Below are 22,721 nucleotides of genomic sequence, written 5' to 3' on the forward strand. Positions count from 1 at the left end.
ATGCTCCATCACGCCCTAAACCTGTCCGTAGCGCCCGGCGGCTTCGCCTAACCAGCGCCGTACTAAGACAGCGGTGACCTCAGTGTTGCCTTGAAGCGCCTGAGCAAGGGCGGTGACACGCTCTAGCTGGTCGGCATCACGTTCAAGATCAGCAATTTTCATCTGAGCCAGACCGGTTTGGCGAGTGCCGAGCACTTCGCCGGGGCCACGAATTTCCAAGTCCTTTTCAGCAATACGGAAACCGTCGGTGGTTTCGCGCATTACGCTCAGGCGCTCACGGGAGCTTTTCGATAACGGCGGGTGGTAAAGCAACACACAGAAGCTTTCCGTGCTGCCACGCCCTACTCGACCGCGCAGCTGGTGCAGTTGAGAGAGCCCCAGGCGTTCCGGGTTTTCGATAATCATCAGGCTGGCATTCGGGACATCTACACCCACTTCAATAACGGTGGTGGCCACCAACAGGTCGAGCTCACCCGTTTTGAAGGCCTCCATCACCTCAACTTTTTCGCTGGCCTTCATGCGCCCGTGAATAAGACCAATAGCGAGTTCAGGTAGCGACTGGGTTAGCTCATCACGGGTGACTTCGGCGGCCTGACACTGCAGTACCTCAGACTCTTCAATCAACGTACACACCCAATAGGCCTGACGCCCATCACTGCAGGCGTTGCGAATGCGTTCGACTACTTCGGGCCGCCGCTCATCAGATACCACCACGGTTTTAACCGGCGTACGCCCTGGCGGCAATTCATCAATTACCGATACATCCAAATCAGCGTAAGCACTCATGGCCAGCGTGCGTGGAATTGGTGTGGCGGTCATGATCAGTTGATGCGGTGTTAGCCCGCCCGCTTCGCCTTTCTCGCGCAGTGCCAAGCGTTGATGAACGCCAAAGCGATGCTGTTCATCAATAATTGCCAACCCTAAACACTGAAAGTGTACGTCGCTCTGAAACAGCGCGTGGGTGCCCACCACCATACGGGCACGGCCATCGGCAATCGCGGCTTTGGCATCTAACCGTGCTTTACCTTTTAGCTTGCCTGCCAACCAAGCCACTTCGATGCCTAGCGGTTCAAACCAGGCTTTAAACGCCCGATAGTGCTGTTCAGCAAGAATTTCCGTAGGGGCCATCATCGCCGCCTGACAATTGCCCGCCAGCGCTGAAAGCGCCGCCATCGCTGCAACGACCGTCTTCCCCGAGCCAACGTCGCCCTGCACGAGCCGTAGCATCGGAGCGGGCCGCGCAAGGTCTAGGGTAATCTCTTCCATCACGCGGCGCTGCGCACCGGTAAGGGCAAACGGTAGTTGGGCTAAAAAGCGGGTTTGCAGGCTGCGGCCCGACGGCAGCGATGGCGCACCATCCGCCTGAATACGTAACCGCACTTCACGCAGACTGAGTTGGTGAGCCAGTAGCTCTTCCAGTGCCAGCCTACGTGTGGCGGGATGATGGCCGTGGGCAAGCTGCTCAATGTCCACATCCGGTGGCGGTTGATGTAGCAGTTGCAGGCTAGCGTGTAACCCAGGCAGGTTGAACCGCTGGCGCAGGGCATCTGGAATAACGTCCGGAAGTAACTCAGGGGAGCGCTGCAGTAGCGCAAGCGCTTGCTGGGTAAGTGCGCGCAAACGCGTCTGATGCAACCCTTCAGTGGTCGGGTAAATCGGCGTGAAATACTCCTCAACCGGTGAATCGTTACCGCCGCTTAGCCGGTACTCAGGATGGTAAATTTCCAGCCCTGTTGCCCCCGCGCGCGCCTCCCCAAATGCACGCACAGTAACACCGGGGCGCATCTGTTGCTGCTGGGCAGGCGAAAAATGAAAAAAACGCAGGCTTAAAATACCGCTTCCATCGCGCACTCTGACTAACAAACTACGCCGACGTCCCTTAACAACATCGCACGCGGTGACTTCCCCTTCTATCACCGCCTCACTCCCTGCGCGCAGCAGGCCAATGGGCGTTAGCCGTGTACGGTCCTGGTAGCGCAACGGCAGGTGAAATAGCAGGTCGCTTACGCAGTCTATTCCCAATCGCGCCAACTTTAGCGCGAGCGCCTCACCAACCCCTTTCAACGACGAAACCGGTGCAGAGAGGTCACTCATGAGGATGGGCTAGCAGTGTGTACAGGCTGCTGACATTGGCTGATCGCCTTGGCTAGCGCATCAATTGCTTTTGGCCGGGGAAAGCTTGCCCGCCACGCAATGGCAACGGTGCGCGAAGGCGCTGGTTCAACAAAGGGTCGGCTCACCAGCATGGCATTTTCATACTGATCTGTGCCCAGCGCCGACTGTGGCAGTACCGTAATGCCTAATTTAGATGCCACCATATGGCGAATGGTTTCCAATGACCCCCCCTCTGCAATCAACGTATTATTTGGACTGTTAAGCTTTTGGGTAATCGCCGGACAGGCTTCTAAAATTTGATCGCGGAAGCAATGCCCTTCACCCAGCAGCAGCAATCGCTCTTCTAACAAATCTTCTTTGTGAATCGCGTCACGGCTTACCCAACGATGGCTGGCGGGCATCAATACCTCAAAATGCTCGTCGTAAATCGGCTTGGTAACCACGTCGGTCTCTGTGAAAGGCAGCGCCACAATAATGACATCCAGCTCGCCACTGCGTAACTTTGCCCGTAGAGAGCCGGTCATACCTTCTTCGATATACAACGGCATTTGCGGAGCGGCACTAGCCAGTGCTGGCACTAGATGGGGAAATAAGTAGGGGCCAATCGTATAAATTGCGCCTATGCGCAGCGGGTTAGCCAACTGGTCTTTGCCAGCATTCGCCATTTCGTAGATAAGTCGGCTCTGTTCCAGCACGCGCTGGGCTTGAGCAACGATTTTCTCTCCCAGCGGGGTGACCTGCACGGTTGATTTGGAACGTTCAAACAACGGTGTATCAAGCTCGTCTTCGAGCTTTTTCACCGCCACCGAGAGCGTTGGCTGCGAAACATGGCAGCGTTCGGCGGCACGACCAAAGTGACGTTCTTGGGCAAGGGTTACGATGTAGCGTAGTTCTGTTAAAGTCATAGTGGTGCCAGTGGCATCCTCTCGTTGCAGCTCGTTACAGGTCATCGTGATAGCGAGATGGAAAAGGACAAACAAACCCTATTGAAGATGGCACATCTCATAGGGACTTTGTATCTGATAGGGAATATTAATCAAGAGGAGTGACCAAGGTGAAGCTAACGGTACTGATTATTGGCTGCGGAGATATCGGCATAACGCTTGGACGCGAGCTACTCAGCGAAGGCCATCATGTTATCGGCGTGCGCCGTCAGGTCGAGGCATTAAAAGACTCAGGCATTGAGCCATTAGCGCTTGATCTTAACGATCTCGAAGGCGCTGGTGCAGACGCGCTGCCTCATGCTGACTACGTTATTTATTCCGTCAGCGCTGACCGTTTCGAAGAAAGTGCCTACCAAAGCGCTTATCCGGATGGCCTCAACCGTGTACTTAGTGTGCTTGAGCAGCATAAAACGCCACCAAAACGCATCTTTTTTGTGTCGTCGACCAGTGTTTATGGCCAGCAGGAAGGCGAGGTCGTTAGCGAAGACAGCCCAACCGGTTCAACCAGCTTTTCTGGCAAGCTGATGTGCGATGCTGAACAAGCACTAATTAACCATTCAATCCCCGGCACAGTCGTGCGCTTTTCCGGGATTTATGGCCCTGGCCGTGATCGTTTGATTCATCAGGTCGCAGAAGGCCGAATCGCTGCGGTTACGCCGGTCAGCTATTCCAATCGTATTCACCGTGATGATTGCACCGGTATTTTGGCGCACTTAATTCGTTGTCAGGAAAAAGGCGCTCCACTCGCTGACCTTTACCTGGGCAGTGACTGCGAGCCTGTTACCCTGCATAACGTGATGGCGTGGTTGGCCAAACAGCTCAAGGTTGAATCTACCGAGACCATGCAGTCACCACTGCGCCGCCGAACCAGTAAACGTTGCGATAATAGCCGTATCCGTGAGACGGGCTATGAGTTTCGCTATCCGACTTACAAAGAAGGCTACGCACAGGTGCTAAAAGAGGGCGGCTTCTTAACGCCACAAAAAGCCTAATCGTTTCGGTACTAATTCCTTTGCACTAACCTCAAAAAAAGAGCGAGCACTTGATGATAGAGTGCTCGCCCGTTTTTAGTGAAGACAGTTGCTGAAGACATTAGGCTCAGAGGCTTAGTCGCCAATGACCATCACAGCTTCTGCTTCTACTTGGCTGCCTTTAGGCAATGCTTTGACACCGACCGCTGCGCGGGCAGGGAAAGGCGACGAAAAGAACTCTTCCATCACCTTATTCACGATCGCAAAGTTATCCAAATCAACAAGGTATAAGTTGAGCTTGACGATATCGCCCAGCGTACCCGCAGCCTCTTCACACACCGCCTGCAGATTGGTAAATACTTGACGCGCTTGCGCCTCAAAGTCGTCAGAGATAATTTCCATTGTCTCTGGGTTCAGCGGGATCTGACCCGAAAGATACACTGTGTTGCCAGCCTTAATCGCTTGAGAGTAAGGACCGATTGCAGCGGGGGCTTTTTCTGTATTAATAACCGCTTTGTTGCTCATGAGATAGCACTCTCCTGTCGTAATTAGCGTATTTTTAGACGTAAGTTATAGATAGGGTGATTAGCGTTAAAGATTAATTCTTATGGCCCGCCATAGCGATCGCTGCCAGCCTATCGCCAGCAGCAAACTAACGGGTGATTAATTGGTCATTCTGGTTATTTTGCCGACATTAGGAAGGTTGCGTATACGCTTAATGATGCGCGCAAGATGCACTCGGCCTTTTACCGATAAAGTTAAATTAACAATTGAAAGCCGCGCATCTCGCTCTTCAATGCCGATACGCTCGATATTGGCATCGGCATCGGTCACCACGCCAGCCAGCTCTGCCACCAGCCCACGACGGCTCTCAATTTCAATGCGCAGCGCAACCGGGAAGTCTTCATCTATGCTGTCCGACCACTCAAGTGCAAACAGCTTCTCTGGGTCGTTTTTACGATCACCTAGGTTTTTGCATTCACTGCGATGTACCACCAACCCTTTGCCAACTGACAAGTGGCCAACAACGGGGTCGCCCGGCAACGGATGGCAGCAGCGGGCAAAATTAATCACCATACCTTCGCTACCGCTGATAACGACTGCTTTTTCACTATCCCCACTGAGAACGTAGTCAGCATTGCCACCATTGGAGACATCAACCAAGCGCCGCGCCACCACATGGGCCATACGATTGCCCAAGCCAAGTGACTCTAACAAAGCATCTAACGAAACGACGTCCAGCTCTTTAAATGCTTTCGCAAAAATACTTTCATCCAGTTCTTCAAGGCTGGTTTCAAACGGCGCCAGCGCCTTATTCAACAGCCGTCGCCCTAAGATAACCGCTTCTGCCTGCTGCTGGTGCTTCAATGCATGACGTATCGCGGAACGCGCTTTTGCTGTCGTGACGAAGTTGAGCCATGCCAGGTTAGGCCGTGCCCCAGGAGCAGTAATAATTTCCAGCGTTTGCCCACTTTCAAGACGCGTTGAGAGCGGTGCTAAATGGCGATCAATACGACAAGCAATGCAGTTATTGCCAATATCGGTGTGTACGCTATAAGCAAAGTCGATCACCGTCGCGCCCTGAGGCAGCTCCATGATGTCGCCTTTGGGGGTGAATACGTAGATATCGTCTGGGAAAAGATCGTTTTTGACGTGCTCAATAAACTCTAGCGAGTCACCCGCATGGCGCTGCATTTCTAGCAGGCCTTTTACCCAAGCACGGGCACGGGCATGGCTGCCTTCAGCAATCGGGTGGGTTGTTTGCCCTGCTTTATAGAGCCAGTGGGCAGCGATGCCGTTATTTGCCATCGCCTCCATCTCACGGGTGCGGATCTGCACTTCAATTGGCATCCCGCCCTGACCAAACAGCGTGGTGTGAAGACTTTGGTAGCCGTTGGCTTTTGGAATAGCGATATAATCTTTAAATCGCCCTGGTACGGGCTTATAGAGATTATGAACCACACCTAAGATGCGATAGCAGCTAGCGACATCTTCGGTAATGATGCGAAATCCGAAGACATCCATAATTTCTGCGAACGGCTTACGCTGGTCGCGCATTTTCTTATAAATCGACAGTAGATGTTTCTGCCTGCCGATCACGGTGCCTTTAAGCCCTTCATCGTCCAGACTCTGCTGTAGCGATGACTGAATTTCCCGCATCGCGCTACGGCGGTTCCCCCGCGCACTGGCCACCGCGCGCTTGATGCGTTCTGCACGCATGGGGTGAATCGCCTGGAAAGAGAGGTCTTCAAGCTCAACACGAATCGTATTGATACCTAAACGCCCCGCGATACGGGCATAAATTTCCAGCGTTTCTCGGGCAATACGGCGCTTCTTATCCGGCCGCAGTGCTCCCAGCGTGCGCATGTTATGCAGACGGTCAGCCAATTTTACGATAATGACGCGGATATCCCGCGACATCGCTAACACCATCTTCTGGAAATTTTCCGCCTGGGCGACGGCTTTGTCTTCAAAAGTGATCTGGGTCAACTTGGAAACACCATCCACCAATTCGGCGACAGGCTTACCAAATTGCACAGACAGCGCCTTTTTCGAGACACCGGTATCTTCGATGACATCATGCAGCATGGCAGCCATCAAACTTTGATGGTCCATGTGCATATTAGCCAATATATTAGCGACCGCTAAAGGGTGGGTCACATAGGGTTCACCAGAGCGACGGCGTTGGCCGTCGTGGGCTTGCTCGGCATAATAGAAAGCGCGTTTGACCTGCTGTATTTCGTCTGGAGGTAAATAGCCGCCAAGTCGATCGGCCAGGTCATCAATGGTGAACATTTACCGCGCCCCTAGTCGCTTCTAAGTCCAGTCTCTAGTAAACCTTAGTCGTCGATATGTGTCGTAGGCGTCATTGCTGGGCGCGTACGAACAGGGGCTTCAACCGGCTCATCTAGCACGGTGTGGTTTACAAGGCCGGCGGCTATTTCACGCAGCGCCATAACGGTAGGTTTATCGTTCTCCCAGGGCAGTTGCGCTTCACGAGAGCCACGGGCAAGCTGGCGCGCGCGCTGGGTAGAAATCATTACCAGCTTGAAGCGGTTCTCAACATTTTCCAGACAATCTTCAACGGTTACGCGAGCCATGGGGGCCTTCCTGTAATGACAACGCTGGGCCAGCGTTGTGGTTAAACGCCGCTGGCCCAGCAAAAAAAGTGGTAATGGAACCTGCTAGATTACTCGACGCTAGGCGCTTGTGACAAGAGCGCATCGAGCAGTGGCGCATGACGCACCTGCATCGCCTCACGTGTTAAGCGGCGACTAATCACCAGCGACTGCAACTCTTGAAGTGCTGTGGTGAAATCATCGTTGATCACTAAGTAGTCATATTCATCAAAATGGGACATTTCGCTAACGGCATCACGCATGCGCCGAGCAATCACTGCGTGTTCATCAGTTCCGCGGCTAGAAAGACGACGCTCCAGCTCGCTACGCGAGGGCGGCAAGATAAAAATCGACACTGCCGAAGGCATTTGTTCACGCACCTGCTGAGCGCCTTGCCAGTCGATCTCTAAAATAACGTCTTGCCCCGCGTCCAGAACAGTTTGCGCCGCACAGCGCGACGTACCGTAGTAATTATCAAATACCTTGGCATACTCAAAGAATTCACCGCGCTCAATCATCGCTTCAAAGTCGGCTACGTGAGTAAAGTGGTAGTTCACGCCATCCACTTCTCCCTCGCGCTTAGCTCGCGTGGTATGAGATACCGATACCTGAATACCATCCAAGCTCTCGATCAGCTCGCGGACCAGGCTGGTTTTACCAGCACCCGACGGGGCAGAAATAATAAAAAGCGTACCCTGGGACATGAAGCGCTTCCCTAATTAGCAAAAGATAGATAGCGAAATGATAGTCAGCGAAAGATCGTTGGCGAAGATAAACATGACAACGGTTATGCGTTGCACTGTGTATAAAGTAGCGCGCAGTATCGCACACCTATGCCATGGACTGTAGCGTTTCGGCGCAGCCACAAGGAGGTCGTTATGCGCAGTACGATCGTTATTTTATGCTTAATTGCCCTAGGGGTAGCGTTCCAAAAAGGGTTGATTGAGATTCCACGCCATTGGGCACCCTGGGCGCCACTCTACATCGATGATCCAATAACGCCCATCACCCAGCTAAAGCTCAAACGTCTAAACGATGACCGAGAAGCCTGTTTAGCCGCATTGGACACCGTGCCCACAAGCGGGCTCCGATACACACCATTAGCCGATTATTCCCCAACCGAAAGTTGCCCACTGACGAATATCGTGCGTATGCAGTCTAGTAGCGTTCGTTTTAACCAGAGCTTTGTCGCCACCTGCCCAATGGCGCTAGCCTGGGTAATGTATGAGCGTCATACCCTTCAGCCTGCTGCCCTGGAAATCATGGGTAGCAAAGTATCCCAGGTCAACCACGTTGGCAGCTTTGCCTGCCGTAACGTCTATGGCCGCGAAACAGGTAGGCGCAGCGAACATGCTACCGCTGAAGCATTGGATGTGGTGGGGTTTCAGTTTGAAAATGGCGAGCGCATTACGCTGATCAATCACTGGGATGACGAAGGCGAAACAGGGGAGTTTTTAAGAGCAGCAAGAGATGGCGCCTGCGACACTTTTGGTAACGTGTTGGGACCAGACTACAACGCCGCACATGCTGATCACTTTCACCTAGGCATGCGCGGCTTTCGGCTATGTCGTTAACTAGCTTGGTTAGTTAAGGCCAATCAGTCCAGGCTAATATCGTCTTCGTCCGTCGCGGCCCCTGTCGCAGCACCTGCGCCAGCACCCACAGCAGCACCTTGCGTGACATCACCACCAGTCGCAGCAGCGGCACCAGCCCCGACAGCAGCGCCTACCCCTGCACCGCTGGCCGCGCGCTCGCCTGTGGTTGAGCCGCAGCCTGCTAAGACCAGGGTTAATGCGGCAATAGCACTCAGCGTTAACAGACGCGGCGTTTTCGTTAATCGGGTATGCATAGGTCACCTCCTTATGGATTGCACCTAATCACCCTAGATAAAAGTTACAGTTTTTGTCAATTTAACGACGACAGCCAACTATTAATCACCGTTTATTGGTAGCCTTCAGCCGTATTGAATGTGCGTTTCTCAAGCCAGCGTCCCCAAACAAAAATCACTAGCCCGCAGAGTGCTAAACCGGTACCGACTAACCCCGTGCTCGACCAACTGAAACCCGCACTGATCACCAGCCCTGCTAACCACGCTCCTAATGCATTAGCCCCATTAAAAGCGGCATGGTTCAGCGAAGCGGCCATCGTTTGGGCGTCTTCTGCAACATCCATCAAACGGGTCTGCAGAGCAGGTGCTAGCGCCATGCTAGTGCCTACTAATCCTACAAATAACAGCCCCGTCCAAACGTTGTTAGCGGCAAAATAGAACAACCCCTGAATCACCGCACACCACACCAACGTAGCGGGAATTGCGCGCATCAGGTTCTTGTCCGCTGCACGGCCGCCAATTAAATTTCCAGCGATGGAGCCAAGACCAAAGATTACTAACACTAACGGCCCCAGCGCTTCACTCATACCCGCTTGCTGAGTAAGAGTGGGCATTACATAGCTAAAAATCGAGAACATGCCGCCACAACCAATACAGGCGATGGCCACCGTTACCAGCACCCGCTGCTTTATCAACGCCGACAACTCGCGCAGTGGGCTTGCTAAAGCATCGAACGGCTGCACAGGCACCCACAAGCGAATCAATAGCGCAGTCAATAACGCAATAATGCCCACCGCAGCAAAGGCAATTTGCCAACCAAATAGATTGCCTGTCCACGTGCCTAACGGCGCGCCAATTAGAATCGCCAGTGTCAATCCCATCATTACCCGTGAAATAGCACGAGCCCGCTGATCAACTGGCACGGCTCCCGCGGCCACTAGCGCAGCGATGCCAAAGTAAGCCCCATGCGGCAAACCAGCGAGAAAGCGCAGCCCTACAAATGACCAAAACCCTGGTGCCATAGCACTGGCAATGTTACCGACTGCAAATACCAGCATCAGCACAATGAGCAGCGCACGCTTAGGCGCCCGCGCTGCAAAGGCAGATATCAGTGGCGCACCCACTACTACACCAAGGGCATAACTGCTGATAGCGTAGCCCACCTGGGGCACCGTGACGGCGAGATCTTCCGCGACACGATTCATTAATCCCATAATGACGAATTCGCTGGTACCAATACCAAACCCGCCTAACGCCAACACGACTTCTGCCAACCGCGGGTTGCGTGCCAATCCCGATGACGACGCCTGCATACTTTTCTCCCCAGGCGCATTCAACACCTGCTTAATAAAACGGCCTTATATGACAACAAATGATCGCAGGATTAGACAAAAGTAGAAATATGCGCCATCAAAAAAGTTAGCGGGCGAAGGAGATAATTCCCAAGCGCAAGAACACTAATGCCCCAGTTTTGTTAGTGTGTTTTTAAATTGCTAAGCAAGCGAGACGTTCATGACTCTAGATACTATTGAGCACGCAATGGCGGCACTGGCAAAAGCCGACCCCGATATTGCCCGAGCTTACCCACTCGTTGGCGCACCCGCACCACGCCAACGCGACCAAGGCTTTGCAACGTTTTTTAGCACAATTGTAAGCCAGCAGATTTCGACGGAAGCAGCTCGCGCCATTATGGGCCGTGTGAAGGTACTGCTTCCTGAATTACACGCGAAAGCAGTCATGGACATTGAAGGCCAGGCGCTGCGAGATGCAGGACTCTCCTGGCGCAAAGTTGAGTATGCCAAAGGGCTAGCGGAAGCAGAGCTTGCAGGTACGTTCAGCGCCGATGGGGTGGCATTGCTGAACGATGACGAGGCGATTGCCGCCATCACTCAACTGCGTGGTTTTGGACGCTGGAGTGCCGAAATTTACCTGATGTTTTCGCTCCAACGCGCGGATATATTTCCCGCCGACGACCTTGCCCTACGCGTAGCGCTTGGCCGCCTAAAAAAGCTGGAAGACAAACCCACGCCTAAACAGGCTCGCCAGTTAGTCGAACACTGGGAGCCCTGGCGTAGCGTGGGTTCGCTATTTTTATGGCACTACTACCGTGGTGAACCGCTTTAAGGAACGAGCTTACCCGTCAGATCATCGTCATGATCAGAAGGCGCTGGCGGTGCCATGAGCACCTCAGGCTGAGCGATAAAACGATAAGCTAACGCCCCTAACGCCGCGCCGATCATTGGCGCTACCCAGAATAGCCACAGCTGCGCCGTCGCCCAATCACCCACATACAGAGCAACGCCCGTACTACGTGCCGGATTCACCGAGGTATTGGTCACCGGAATACTGATTAGGTGAATAAGCGTTAATCCCAAACCAATCGCCAATGGCGCAAAGCCTGCCGGTGCGCGGCCGTCGGTTGCCCCCATAATGATGAAAATAAACATCATGGTCATTACGACTTCCGTTAGCAGCGCCGCCGTCATGCTATAACCGCCGGGTGAATACTCTCCATACCCATTGGAGGCAAACCCAGCCGACACATCAAAACCCGCCTGGCCGCTCGCAATGAGATACAGCACGCCACCGGCAACAATGGCTCCCAGCACTTGCGCACCAATATAGTAAGGCAACTCTTTAGCAGGAAAGCGCCCTCCCACCCAAAGCCCAATTGATACCGCAGGATTTAAATGGCAACCAGAAATATGCCCAATCGCATACGCCATCGTAACAACCGTTAAACCAAAGGCCAACGACACTCCTAATAGGCCAATGCCTACGTCTGGAAAAGCCGCTGCTAACACCGCACTGCCACAACCACCCAATACTAACCAAAACGTACCAATTAACTCCGCTGCGTACTTTTTCATATTCCTACTCCTCTAATGACCAAGTACCATTGGGAATACCACGCCACCTAATTAAGCACCCATAAGGCCGCTCATTAATGTGTACGCAGTAATGCGTGCACTTAGTGCACGACATTTTTTAATTAACTTAAAGGAAGAAACTCATTCTTAAAAACCAACCGCATTGTTAAATTCTGGCATAGCGACTCAGTGTAAAAATTAATTCAACTAACTGCCTACAACAAAGACAAGCTTTTATATACCAGCCTTTAAAACCGGGCAACCAAATATCATCTTCGACTTTAAATTAAACAATAAGAAACAATTAACGCATTAATCATCAGCACTAAAAATCATGAATTAATTAAATCGCTAAAAAGTGTTTCTTTAACACCTTGCTTTTTAATTGACTAATGAAAACCATTAAGGAAGCACTAATGCTACTTAAAGCGCCCGCTAGTGATTAGCGGGCATCGCCTACTCATCGTTCATGCGGCCCACGATCTGAAACGAATCGCCCGTTGGGCGCACAACGATCATTTCGCCTGAGCTCACTCCACCGCCTGTGAGCGCCGTAATATTGACCTGATGGGTCACCAGCAACAAATTACCTGGGCCATGCCAAGCAGCTATGTGCTCACGCGCCGTTTGCGTGCGTGCACCTCGCTCACTGCGCTGACGAAAAAACGAATCTAACCATGGGGTTGGCTCCACGCGGCTCAACGCCATTAGCTCAGCAGTTTCCAGCGCCCGGCACCAGCGAGACGAATACACCGAGGCAATAGGCACATCCCGCTCACGAAATGAACGACCAATCGCCTCAGCCTGAGCGCGCCCCTGGGCTGAAAGGTTACGCTGTGTATCGCACTGAGAAAGCTCAAACCCAGCCGGATCACCAATGCCTGGAGCCAGTGCGTGCCGCATCAGAATCACCAAGCCGCCCTCCTGCAGCGCCTGCCAGGTTGATTCGTTTGCGTAAGCGTTGATGGGCAGTACGCCGAGAATAACGACCAGAAGCGTGAAAGTGAGAGTGCGCAAGGTGAGCATGAGGGTGTCCAATCAGGTTGGAAGCAATTAGTGAGCCTATCGCACACCACACATCGTGAGTAGCGCTAATTCAACGCCCTCGATGCTATTAGCGCCAGTCTTACCTAAGCCTTTCAATTTAGAACGGGCAGTGATGCTGCAGCCCGCTTTATCAAAATTCCGTCACTACCGTCACGCCCGCTCCTTCGAACTTATCCATGTTCATCAGCGCATCAATCGATTGCTCAAGATTGATTCGTTTGCCGATAAGCTTTTCAGGCGCCAACTTTCCAGACTGGATCATCGCCAGCATGGCGTCATAACGGTGCGCCTGCATACCATGACTGCCCAGTATTTCAAGTTCGTGGGCAATAACCTTACTCATGGGAATAGCAGGTGTGCTGTTCTCAGCCAACATCAGCCCGACCTGAATATGCTTACCGCGTTTACGCAGATTGCTGATGGAGTTAAAACAGGTCGTCGGGTGCCCCAGCGCATCTATTGATACGTGAGTGCCACCCCGGGTTATTTCCGTAACCGCTTCCACCACATTGGCTACCTTAGCGGCGTTCACGGTGGCAACGGCGCCCAATTGACGAGCCAGATTAAGCGCCTCTTCCGAAATATCGATGGCGACAACGTTAGCGCCGATGGCGTTGGCAATCATCACAGCAGAGAGACCAACACCACCGCAGCCGTGAATGGCCACCCACTGCCCTGCGGATGTTTTACCCTGATCGACCACCGCCCGAAAAGAGGTAACAAACCGGCAACCCAAACTCGCCGCCGTTGCAAACTCCAATGTCTCTGGCAGCGCGACCAAATTGACATCGGCGTAGTGAATACTCACATACTCGGCAAAGGAGCCCCAGTGCGTAAAGCCAGGCTGGAACTGGCTATCGCAAACCTGGTGATTGCCGGAGTGACACTCAGGGCAAGTGCCGCACCCGCCCACGAACGGCACTGTGACGCGGTCGCCAATACGCCATTTTTGTACGTCTTTACCCACCGCTTCAACAACGCCGGATAGCTCATGCCCGGGTACGTGGGGGAGCTGGATATCGGTATCGTGCCCTACCCAGCCATGCCAGTCGCTGCGGCATACCCCATTGGCCATCACCTTCACCACAACACCATGAGATTCTGGCGTCGGATCAGGCAACTGCTGAATTTTTGGTGGAGCGGAAAATTTCTCAAAAACAACGGCTTTCATGAGTAACTCCTAGGCATTTTTAGTTGGTTCAATATAACCAACCACGCCTGAAATTACTTTTCTGATAAATGAACACAAAGGCTGATTTTGAAGCACTCTTTCTGTTAATCGTGGAAATATGAAGAAACCTTCAAGATGAGCCAACTGGTTTCAATATACGCCAAGATCGTCGAACACCTGCTGGCGACGCCATAAGCGCCTGGAAGAATTAGGCATAATCGAGGGATACCAGGCCACACTGAACCCGTAACAGTTAGACGGCAACGCTTGGACTACGTGCTGTTTCATGGGCTGACGACACAGGCCCTCATGCCAGTTCGGCAATTCGGTGGTCGTGCAGGTGTTCAGGCTATGACGGAAGCGATGAAGTCCCAGATGCTGAAGGGAGAAGCGAGAGGGTTAAGCGGCATCTGCGCAGCGATCCAACAAGTGTGATAGGCCGCTGGATATGCTGCCTTAGAAAACAGTTTATAACGATTTCTAATATTAGTTTCCCTTCGTCATTTCGGGTAGCCTAGCGGACATATGCGTCCCACTGTTTAATGACAAAAGGTAATTACACGTGGCCAGCAGTAACTTCGAATTCCTGGAACATCACGATGAGCTTCTGGTTCGTTTGGCACAGACCGCTGAAGCCTGCTTTGTTTCTGATCCCAATACCACGCTGATTAAAATGCGCCAGCTTGGTGAAGAATTGGCGAAAACCATCGCTTCACGGTTGGGGGTAGCATCAGGAAGTGATGTGAAACAGATCGATTTACTGCGAGAGCTTGATAATACCCTTCGTTTGGATCAACAGGTAAAAGATGCTTTCCATAGCTTGAGAAAGTTGGGTAATTGCGCCGCACACGATTTGACCTCGTCCAACCACAGGGATGCGCTGAAAGCGCTTCAGGTGGGGCATGCGCTTGCCATGTGGTTTCATGTCCAATTTGGTGGTGCAAAAGCTTTGGGCTTTAAAACCAAGGCTTTCATAAAGCCCGAAGACCCCTCTGCCAGAGTCCGAGATCTTGAAGAAAAGATTCTGGAACTTCAGAAACAACATCTTTCAACCAAAGACCGCCTAACCCAGACCGAAGCCCTGAAAGAAGCCGAGGCCCTGAAAGTCCAAGCAGAAAGACAGCGTGCTGAACGCATGTCCGCCGAAAGCAGGGTGTGGGAGGAAGTGGCCACTGAGCATGAAGCGACCCTTGAAGAATACCGGGCCAAAATGAATGCCGCGAACATCTTGTACCGTAAGGCATTCACCCAGCAGGCGCCTGAAGTGCAAGCGGTACAAATCAGCAATGTTGAAAAGTCCACACTGCAGCTCAACGAAGCGGAAACACGTGTCCTAATTGACGAGCAACTCATTGAGGCTGGCTGGGAAGCTGATAGCGTCAATCTCAAATATTCCGCTGGCGCACGGCCAATTCCCAATCAAAACCGGGCTATTGCTGAATGGCCAACAGCTTCCGGCCCCGCCGACTATGTCCTGTTCATCGGCCTGATGCCTGTAGCCGTTGTAGAGGCCAAAAAGAGCGCCAGAAACGTTTATGGCAGCATCGATCAGGCCAAGCGTTATGCCAAGGGTCTTCAGGAGAAAGGTGCGTTTACCGTTGAAGAGCTTTATGGCGAGTTTCGTGTGCCGCTGGCCTTCGCAACCAATGGCCGTCCGTACCTGAAACAGCTGGAGCAGGAAAGTGGTATCTGGTTTTTGGACGTGCGCGACGATACCAACCGACGTCGAGCACTAAACGGTTGGTATTCGCCACAGGAAATAAAAACCTATCTCCGGCAAACCCCTCAGCAAGCTGAAGATGAGCTGGAGGCCATGGGGTTCGATTATCATCTTGCCTTGCGCGACTACCAGATCGAGGCCATTCGAGCGACTGAAACCCGTATCAAGCAAGGAGAAACTGCGGCCCTTATAGCCATGGCAACCGGGACAGGCAAAACCAAGACGGCTATTGCCATGGTCTATCGATTTCTCAAGGCTGAGCGCTTTCGCCGTATCCTGTTTTTGGTGGATCGCTCTGCACTGGGCGTACAGGCAACCGATGATTTCGGTGAGGTTCGACTGGAAAACCTCAATACCTTTGCAGAAACCTTTGATGTCATGGGTATAGCGCCAAACAAAACGCCCAAGGCGACACCGGATGATGCCACCAAGGTTCACGTTGCCACCGTGCAGGGTCTGGTCAAGCGAATCCTTTACCCGGCTGATGGCACGGCCAAGCCCGGTGTTGGCCAGTATGACTGCATCATTGTCGATGAATGCCACCGGGGCTATCTGCTGGATCGTGAGCTTAGCGATACCGAGCAAATGTTTCGTGACCAGAAGGACTACCAGTCAAAGTATCGCAGCGTTATCGACTACTTCGATGCTTTCAAGATCGGACTGACCGCTACGCCCGCCCTGCACACGACCGAGATTTTTGGCGCCCCTGTTTTTACCTACAGCTACACAGAAGCCGTGCTGGACGGCTATCTCAATGACCACCTTCCACCCATCCGAATACGTACAAAGCTCTCTGAAGAGGGTATCTCCTACAAGGTGAATGAACAGGTAACGGTTTACGACGTCGCCAATAACAAGATCGATACCTATAACACGCCCGATGAATTGAACTTTGATGTCAGCGATTTCAACCGTAAGGTGATTGCTCCCGAGTTCACGAGCGTTGTCACCCGATGGTTGATCGAAAGCGATTCGATCAATCCCTATTCACCGGCGAAAACACTGGTCTTTTGCGTAACAGACAAGCATGCCGATGATGTAGTTGAAGCGTTCAAGACCGCCATTGAGCATTATCATGGTGAAGTGGAAGATGACGCCGTACAAAAGATCACTGGTGCCAGTGACAAGCCTCTGGAAAAGATTCGCAGCTATAAAAATGATCGACTGCCTAACATTGCCGTCACCGTTGATTTGATGACGACAGGAATAGATGTTCCTGCCATCTGTAATCTGGTGTTTCTGCGCCGGGTGAACAGTCGGATTCTGTTTGAGCAGATGCTGGGGCGCGCCACTCGGCTATGCCCTGATATCGGTAAGGGGCCATTCCGAATCTATGACGCCGTAGATATCTACAAGCAGCTGGAAAACGTGAACACCATGAAGCCGGTGGTCACTAAAGTTGATCTTGCCTTCAAAGATCTTGAAGACGAGATGAAGCGGGACAGCGCTCCTGAGCATCAGGACCTTGCCCGGAAGCAGTTTATCTCAAAGCTTCAAGTCAAAAAGAACTACCTGCTGCCAGAGCAGGCTGACAAATTTGAAATCATTGCAGGCAAGTCTCCCGGTGAGTTCGCTCGTGAGCTCAAGAATATGCCTGTCTCACAACTCGCCGAATGGTTTACTGACAATCCAGGACTCGGTGAATTGCTTGATACCACCGTTACCAGTGGCGGTGGGGGCTGGAGACCTAATGTAGTGATTCATGATGGCAGTGATAAGATAGCGGGTATCACTACGGGCTATGGCGAGGGACAAAAACCGGAAGATTATCTGAAGGCTTTCGAAGCTTATATCAACGCCAACAGTAATCGACTGGCTGCTCTACAGACCGTGATCAACCGCCCGTGGGAGCTCACCCGCCAGAGTCTGAAGGAGCTCGCCGTCGAGCTGGAGCGCAATAAGTTTCGCGAACAGGATCTTCAGGTCGCATGGCGTGAACTAACACAGGAAGAAATAGCCGCGAAGATCATTGGGTTTATTCGACAAGCGGCGCTGGGCGAGCCTCTAATCCCTTGGGAGCAACGGGTGGATAATGCGCTGGAAACGATTCTCCAGAGCCAGCCCTGGAAGACCCCCCAGCGTGATTGGCTTAAGCTGATCGCCAAGCAGATGAAGGCCACCATCATTGTGGATGAGGCCGCGCTGAATCAGGGGCCATTTAAAGCTCAGGGCGGTATCAAACGCGCCAACAAGCTTTTTGATCAGCCCGTTACCGATATCCTCACACAGTTTAACCAAGCGCTCTGGGCATGACCCCGAGCGCCAACCACAAGAAGTAGACACCAACCATGAACACCCCGAACCTCGTCGCAAAACTCTGGAGCCTTTGTAATCTGTTGCGTGACGATGGCGTGACCTATCACGAATACATTACCGAGCTGACCTATCTGGTCTTTCTCAAAATGGTGGAAGAGACCGGGCAGGATGAACTGTTGCCAGCCGATAATACCTGGACGGACCTGGAGAACCAGAACGCGGCCAGCCGGCTGGAGTTCTACAAGAAAATGCTGATTGATCTTGGCGGCCATGGCTCAAGGATCACGCAGACGATCTATAACAATGCCCACACCGTCATCCGCAAGCCAGCGACGCTGGATAAACTGGTCACTGAAATCGACAAGCTCGATTGGTACAGCGCCCGCCAGGAAGGTCTGGGTGACATGTACGAGGGGCTGCTTGAAATCAATGCCAGCGAGAAGAAATCCGGCGCAGGTCAGTACTTCACTCCGCGTGTACTGATCAATGCCATGGTCGAACTGATGAAGCCGACCCTGGACGACGTGATTGTGGACCCGACGGCCGGTACCGGTGGTTTTCTTATCAGCGCCCACCATCATATTGGTGCCAATAACGACGTCGAGGCGCTGGATGAAGCGGCCTATGATCGTTACCAACACAAGACCTTTTATGGCATGGAATTTGTGCCGGACACCCGCCGCCTAGCATTGATGAACCTGATGCTGCATGACATCGCCATTGATGATCATCACGCCGGCATCCTGTTTGGCGATACGCTCAGTAATGAAGGAAAGCAGCTCCCCAAAGCGTCGCTGTTGCTCGCCAACCCGCCCTTTGGCACCAAGCAGGGTGGCGGCATCCCAACTCGGGATGATCTACTATTTTACAGCAGTAACAAGCAGTTGGCCTTCCTGCATTTGATGTATCACGTGATGCTCAAGCCCGGCGGCCGCGCCGCGGTGGTGCTGCCGGACAACGTACTGTTCGAGGCCGGCCAAGGTGCCCAGGTACGCCACGACCTGATGGAGAAGTGCAACCTGCACACCATTCTCCGCCTGCCCACCGGCATCTTTTATGCCGCGGGTGTCAAAACCAATGTTCTATTTTTCTCTAAGCCTGAAGACCCCACTCAGGACAAGGGCAACACACAAAATGTCTGGGTGTATGACCTGCGCACCAACATGCCGAGCTTCGGCAAGCGCACGCCCTTTACTGACAAATACCTTGAGCCATTCGAGGCCGTATTTGGTGACGACCCCAACGGCCAAAGCCCGCGGCAGGAAGGCGAGTGGTCATTCAATGCCGAGGAGATCGCCGTTGACCCTGACGCCACAGACGAGAACCAGGGCGTGAGTGACGAGCGCCTCGCCAAATCCCGCTGGCGCTGCTTTAGCCGCGAGTGGATTCGCGACACAAAGGGGGATTCGCTGGATATCAGCTGGCTAAAGGACAGTGACAGCGTGGATGCCGCTGACCTGCCCGAACCCAGCGTACTGGCTGGCGAAGCGATGAGCGAGCTGGTGCAAGCGATGGGTGAGCTGGATAGCTTGATGCGCGAGTTAGGGGCAGAGGAAGAGGCGGATGGGACCAGGATCTTGCTGAAAGAAGTCTTGGGCGAGGTGAATTCATGAGTGAACTCGAATCTCCCAATAGTTCTTGGGCCAGGGCTTCGCTGGGAGAACTAAGCAAAGTAAAAAGTGGGGTAGGCTTTCCCAAGAAATACCAGGGCCAAAGTTCCGGCGATTATCCCGTTTACAAAGTCGGGGATATCTCACGGGCCGTGACCCAAGGCCAAGGCAAGCTCAACGCGGCAAATCATTATGTGACGACGGATGAAGCGGCAGCATTAAAGGGGGCGATTTTTCGTACTGGATCAACACTGTTCGCAAAAATCGGAGAAGCCGTTAAGTTAAACCGTCGAGCCTTCGTAATTTGCCCTGGCCTCGCAGACAACAACGTTATGGCAGTTATTCCGCTCCTGCATGAGTCGGATAGGTATCTGCACTATTTTCTACGCACCGTAGATCTTTCTGAAGTTTCGCGATCAACAACAGTGCCATCAGTAAGAAAGGGCGACATAGAAGAGCTGAGAATCTCACTTCCCCCCCTCGCCGAACAAAAAGCCATCGCCGACAAACTCGACACCCTGCTGGCTCAAGTGGAAAACACCAAAGTCCGCCTTGAGTGCATCCCGCAAATCCTCAAACGCTTCCGCCAATCCGTGCTGGCAGCGGCGGTGAGTGGACGGTTGACGGAAGAGTGGCGATCAGGAGATACCCCTGAACAAGATTTCAAAAAACTCGGGGACGCCGGAGTAACAGTCAAGACTGGGCCTTTTGGCAGCGCTCTCCACAAGTCAGATTATGTGTATGGGGGAATACCGGTCATCAACCCTATGCATATATCAGAAGGGATTATCACTCCTTCTGAGTCTATGACAATCTCACAACAAAAGTACCTTAGCCTTGAAGCTTGGCACCTTCGAAAAGGCGATATCGTTGTTGGTCGTAGAGGCGAAATGGGAAGAGCAGCCGTTGTAGGTAGCGATGAAGACCAACTATGTGGAACAGGTTCTATGCTTCTGCGGGCTGGAAAAAACGCATTACCTAAATATCTTGAGATTATACTTAGATCCCCGACTGCTGTTAGTTACTTTAATTCAGCATCCGTTGGCTCGACTATGGTCAACCTCAATCAGAAGGTTATTAAAAACCTTGAGGTTTATTTCCCACCTTTAAAAGAACAAACCGAAATCGTCCGCCGCGTCGATCAACTCTTCGCTCACGCCGACCGCATTGAGCAGCAGGTCAATCAGGCGCTGGCGCGAGTGAACAACCTCACCCAATCCATCCTCGCCAAGGCGTTTCGTGGCGAGCTGACCGAGCAGTGGCGCAAAGATAACCCCGAGCTAATCAGCGGCGAGAACAGCGCCGAAGCACTGCTGGAAAAAATTAAAGCAGAACGGGCGGCCAAAGCGCCAACAAAACGGACAAGAAAGAAAGCATTTTCATGAATCTGGTTCAGCTATATATCCCTGCGATTGTTTTACGGCGCTAACAGCGAAGAGCCCGAAAAAAGGATCTCCAATGAGCCAGAAGAAGCAAAACGGCGAATCACACCATCAGCTTCCATTATTCGAGTTCGATGAGGATAATCTTGAGAAAGTTCGTCAGCATCGACCTTCTGCTGGCGAACAAGAATCAGAGTTCAGCAAATTTGTCGTTTACGTTGATGAAAGCGGGGATCATAGCCTTAAAAGTATTGATCAAACCTACCCAATCTTCGTTCTCGCCTTCTGTATATTCCACAAACGGCATTACAGTGAGGTTATCGTTCCGGCACTTCAGAAGTTCAAGTTTAATCATTTCGGCCATGATCAAGTCGTCCTACACGAAAATGAAATCAGGCGTCGAAAAGGACTTTTCAACCGGTTCAGAAATGCAGATCATCAAAACGCCTTTCTGAAGGAGCTAACGCAGATCATTGAGTTCAGTAATTTCGTACTGATCAGCGCGACCATCGATAAGCGGGCGCTTGGCAAACAGAATGTTGAGGATAATGCCTATCATATCGCGCTGGGGATATGCATGGAGACCCTGCATCAGTTTCTGAGGGAGAAAGGCGAGCATACCAAAAAGACACATGTGGTGGTGGAGTGCCGCGGCAACCAGGAAGATAAAGAGCTTGAACTGGAATTCCGCAGAATCTGTGACGGCAATAATCGGTTGAATCAGCCCCTGCCTTTTGAAATATTGTTCGCGGACAAAAAAGTGATGTCATCCGGTTTGCAGCTTGCTGATTTGGTTGCACGCCCCATCGGCTTGATGACACTCAGACCCGATCAGCCAAATAGGACTTTTGATACGCTGAAATACAAATTCTATTGCGAAGGTGGTCGAGACTGCACGGGAGCAGGTTATGAGGGGTATGGAATGCAGATTTTCCCTTATCCAAAAAGCGAAAAACCCCGATGATTACACCGAGGTTTAGACGCCGACCGGGATTGCCCAATCCATTTGCGTTTATTATAGACAGTACCGACCAGCAAGCGCAATTATTCTAGGGTAATACATAACAGGTCACTGAGAGCACCGGAAATTACCTCCCTTTATTTCCAACATACTGCTTCCATCGCCGTGGTACTTATCAACACCCAGATGCTGACCTGAGCGCGCGAGCGCTCCGGCATCCCGGTGTCTGAATTTGCACACAAGTGCGGAGTGAATGAAGAAAAACTGCTGGCTTGGGAAGCGGGTGAACAGCCCATCACCTTCCGTCAGGCGATGCAGTTTGCCGAAAAGGCCTATGTTCCTTTTGGCTACCTGTTTCTTACACAGCCGCCCGCAGAAGTGTTGCCCATTCCCGATCTTCGAACGCTGGAAGCGTCAAAGCGTCACACGCCCAAGCACAGCAGGCACACCTTCCTCCAATATGGCGGACGACAGTGATAGCGTCATTGATGACCCATGGAAAGGTTTACTAGGGGATGATTAACCGTGCCAAGGGGGCTAAATGGATCGATTAAGCATTCTGCAGCTCTCTTTGCATACCCTGGCGTTTAATCAAGCCCCACCTAGCTGACACCCTTGATAAAGCACGCACCCTGCGGCCTCACGCGCTGACGGAATTCCCAATGCATGAGCCTCATAAGCAGGCGCTTAGAGAACATTGGAAGCGCCTACATACTGATTTTCGCCT

19 protein-coding genes and 1 pseudogene are annotated in these 22,721 nt (G+C 52.3%); 9 read left to right on the forward strand and 11 right to left on the reverse strand.

Features of this window, described 5'->3' with window-relative positions; all coding sequences use genetic code 11:
• Positions 1-15: 15 nt before the first annotated feature.
• A complete protein-coding gene (gene recG / locus B6A39_RS18280) occupies positions 16-2,094 on the reverse strand; it encodes an ATP-dependent DNA helicase RecG (RefSeq protein ID WP_083007715.1) in 2,079 nt (692 codons plus the stop codon).
• The gene (locus tag B6A39_RS18285; RefSeq protein ID WP_038486431.1) at positions 2,091-3,020 is read right to left on the reverse strand and encodes a hydrogen peroxide-inducible genes activator; all 930 of its coding nucleotides are present in this window, start codon (positions 3,018-3,020) and stop codon (positions 2,091-2,093) included. Before B6A39_RS18285 ends, recG begins: the two co-directional genes overlap by 4 nt.
• A 149-nt stretch (positions 3,021-3,169) precedes the next feature.
• Between B6A39_RS18285 and B6A39_RS18290 the strand changes: the two genes are divergently transcribed.
• On the forward strand, positions 3,170-4,051 hold the full coding sequence (locus B6A39_RS18290) for an SDR family oxidoreductase (RefSeq protein ID WP_083007716.1): 882 nt from the start codon (positions 3,170-3,172) through the stop codon (positions 4,049-4,051).
• Between the two features lie 114 nt (positions 4,052-4,165).
• On the opposite strand, the gene B6A39_RS18295 is transcribed toward B6A39_RS18290, so the two are convergent.
• The 4 genes from B6A39_RS18295 to gmk all read right to left on the reverse strand — a co-directional run bounded on the left by B6A39_RS18295 (position 4,166) and on the right by gmk (position 7,853).
• Positions 4,166-4,555, reverse strand: a complete 390-nt coding sequence (locus B6A39_RS18295) for a RidA family protein (protein ID WP_083007717.1) — start codon at positions 4,553-4,555, stop codon at positions 4,166-4,168.
• Positions 4,556-4,693: 138 nt separating this feature from the next.
• Complete coding sequence (locus B6A39_RS18300) at positions 4,694-6,826, reverse strand: RelA/SpoT family protein (RefSeq protein WP_083007718.1); 2,133 nt, start codon at positions 6,824-6,826, stop codon at positions 4,694-4,696.
• A 44-nt stretch (positions 6,827-6,870) separates the two neighbouring features.
• On the reverse strand, positions 6,871-7,131 hold the full coding sequence (gene rpoZ / locus B6A39_RS18305; protein WP_083007719.1) for a DNA-directed RNA polymerase subunit omega: 261 nt from the start codon (positions 7,129-7,131) through the stop codon (positions 6,871-6,873).
• A gap of 89 nt (positions 7,132-7,220) precedes the next feature.
• Positions 7,221-7,853, reverse strand: coding sequence for a guanylate kinase (gmk, locus tag B6A39_RS18310; RefSeq protein WP_038479745.1), 633 nt, complete (start codon positions 7,851-7,853; stop codon positions 7,221-7,223).
• Between the two features lie 174 nt (positions 7,854-8,027).
• On the opposite strand from gmk, the gene B6A39_RS18315 reads away from it, so the two are divergent.
• A complete protein-coding gene (locus B6A39_RS18315; RefSeq protein ID WP_083007720.1) occupies positions 8,028-8,723 on the forward strand; it encodes an extensin-like domain-containing protein in 696 nt (231 codons plus the stop codon).
• Positions 8,724-8,746: 23 nt separating this feature from the next.
• On the opposite strand, the gene B6A39_RS18320 is transcribed toward B6A39_RS18315, so the two are convergent.
• Both B6A39_RS18320 and B6A39_RS18325 read right to left on the reverse strand, forming a co-directional pair.
• Entirely contained in the window at positions 8,747-8,998 is a 252-nt protein-coding gene (locus B6A39_RS18320; RefSeq protein ID WP_083007721.1) for a hypothetical protein, read from the reverse strand.
• A gap of 92 nt (positions 8,999-9,090) precedes the next feature.
• Positions 9,091-10,290 carry an MFS transporter gene (locus B6A39_RS18325; RefSeq protein WP_083007722.1) on the reverse strand — a complete coding sequence of 400 codons (1,200 nt, stop codon included), beginning with the start codon at positions 10,288-10,290 and terminating at the stop codon, positions 9,091-9,093.
• A gap of 199 nt (positions 10,291-10,489) precedes the next feature.
• Here B6A39_RS18325 and B6A39_RS18330 point away from each other — a divergent pair, with 199 nt between their 5' ends.
• Positions 10,490-11,101 carry a DNA-3-methyladenine glycosylase family protein gene (locus tag B6A39_RS18330; protein WP_083007723.1) on the forward strand — a complete coding sequence of 204 codons (612 nt, stop codon included), beginning with the start codon at positions 10,490-10,492 and terminating at the stop codon, positions 11,099-11,101.
• Here the strand turns inward: B6A39_RS18330 and aqpZ are convergent.
• From aqpZ to B6A39_RS18345, 3 genes are all read right to left on the reverse strand, one after another.
• A complete protein-coding gene (aqpZ, locus tag B6A39_RS18335) occupies positions 11,098-11,847 on the reverse strand; it encodes an aquaporin Z (RefSeq protein WP_083007724.1) in 750 nt (249 codons plus the stop codon). The two genes, B6A39_RS18330 and aqpZ, sit on opposite strands and share 4 nt — an antisense overlap.
• Positions 11,848-12,303: 456 nt before the next feature.
• Positions 12,304-12,873: a histidine phosphatase family protein gene (locus B6A39_RS18340; RefSeq protein ID WP_083007725.1), complete on the reverse strand. Its 570-nt coding sequence runs from the start codon at positions 12,871-12,873 to the stop codon at positions 12,304-12,306.
• Between the two features lie 151 nt (positions 12,874-13,024).
• On the reverse strand, positions 13,025-14,065 hold the full coding sequence (locus B6A39_RS18345; protein ID WP_083007726.1) for a zinc-dependent alcohol dehydrogenase family protein: 1,041 nt from the start codon (positions 14,063-14,065) through the stop codon (positions 13,025-13,027).
• Between the two features lie 166 nt (positions 14,066-14,231).
• Here B6A39_RS18345 and B6A39_RS18935 point away from each other — a divergent pair.
• The 6 genes and pseudogenes from B6A39_RS18935 to B6A39_RS18370 form a co-directional block, all read left to right on the forward strand.
• Positions 14,232-14,315, forward strand: a pseudogene (locus B6A39_RS18935) (winged helix-turn-helix transcriptional regulator); the annotation flags it as partial.
• Between the two features lie 312 nt (positions 14,316-14,627).
• Positions 14,628-18,038: a type I restriction-modification system endonuclease gene (gene hsdR / locus B6A39_RS18350; protein WP_083007727.1), complete on the forward strand. Its 3,411-nt coding sequence runs from the start codon at positions 14,628-14,630 to the stop codon at positions 18,036-18,038.
• Between the two features lie 35 nt (positions 18,039-18,073).
• On the forward strand, positions 18,074-19,654 hold the full coding sequence (locus B6A39_RS18355) for a class I SAM-dependent DNA methyltransferase (RefSeq protein ID WP_083007728.1): 1,581 nt from the start codon (positions 18,074-18,076) through the stop codon (positions 19,652-19,654).
• Positions 19,651-21,036 (forward strand): restriction endonuclease subunit S, encoded by a 1,386-nt coding sequence (locus tag B6A39_RS18360; RefSeq protein WP_083007729.1) that lies wholly within the window; start codon positions 19,651-19,653, stop codon positions 21,034-21,036. Before B6A39_RS18355 ends, B6A39_RS18360 begins: the two co-directional genes overlap by 4 nt.
• A gap of 73 nt (positions 21,037-21,109) precedes the next feature.
• The gene (locus B6A39_RS18365; protein WP_083007730.1) at positions 21,110-21,997 is read left to right on the forward strand and encodes a DUF3800 domain-containing protein; all 888 of its coding nucleotides are present in this window, start codon (positions 21,110-21,112) and stop codon (positions 21,995-21,997) included.
• A 219-nt stretch (positions 21,998-22,216) separates the two neighbouring features.
• On the forward strand, positions 22,217-22,471 hold the full coding sequence (locus B6A39_RS18370) for a hypothetical protein (RefSeq protein WP_198036741.1): 255 nt from the start codon (positions 22,217-22,219) through the stop codon (positions 22,469-22,471).
• The last annotated feature ends 250 nt before the right edge of the window (positions 22,472-22,721 follow it).

Origin of the sequence: Halomonas sp. GT, from assembly GCF_002082565.1 — a bacterium.
In the GTDB taxonomy this organism is placed as follows: Bacteria; Pseudomonadota; Gammaproteobacteria; order Pseudomonadales; family Halomonadaceae; genus Vreelandella.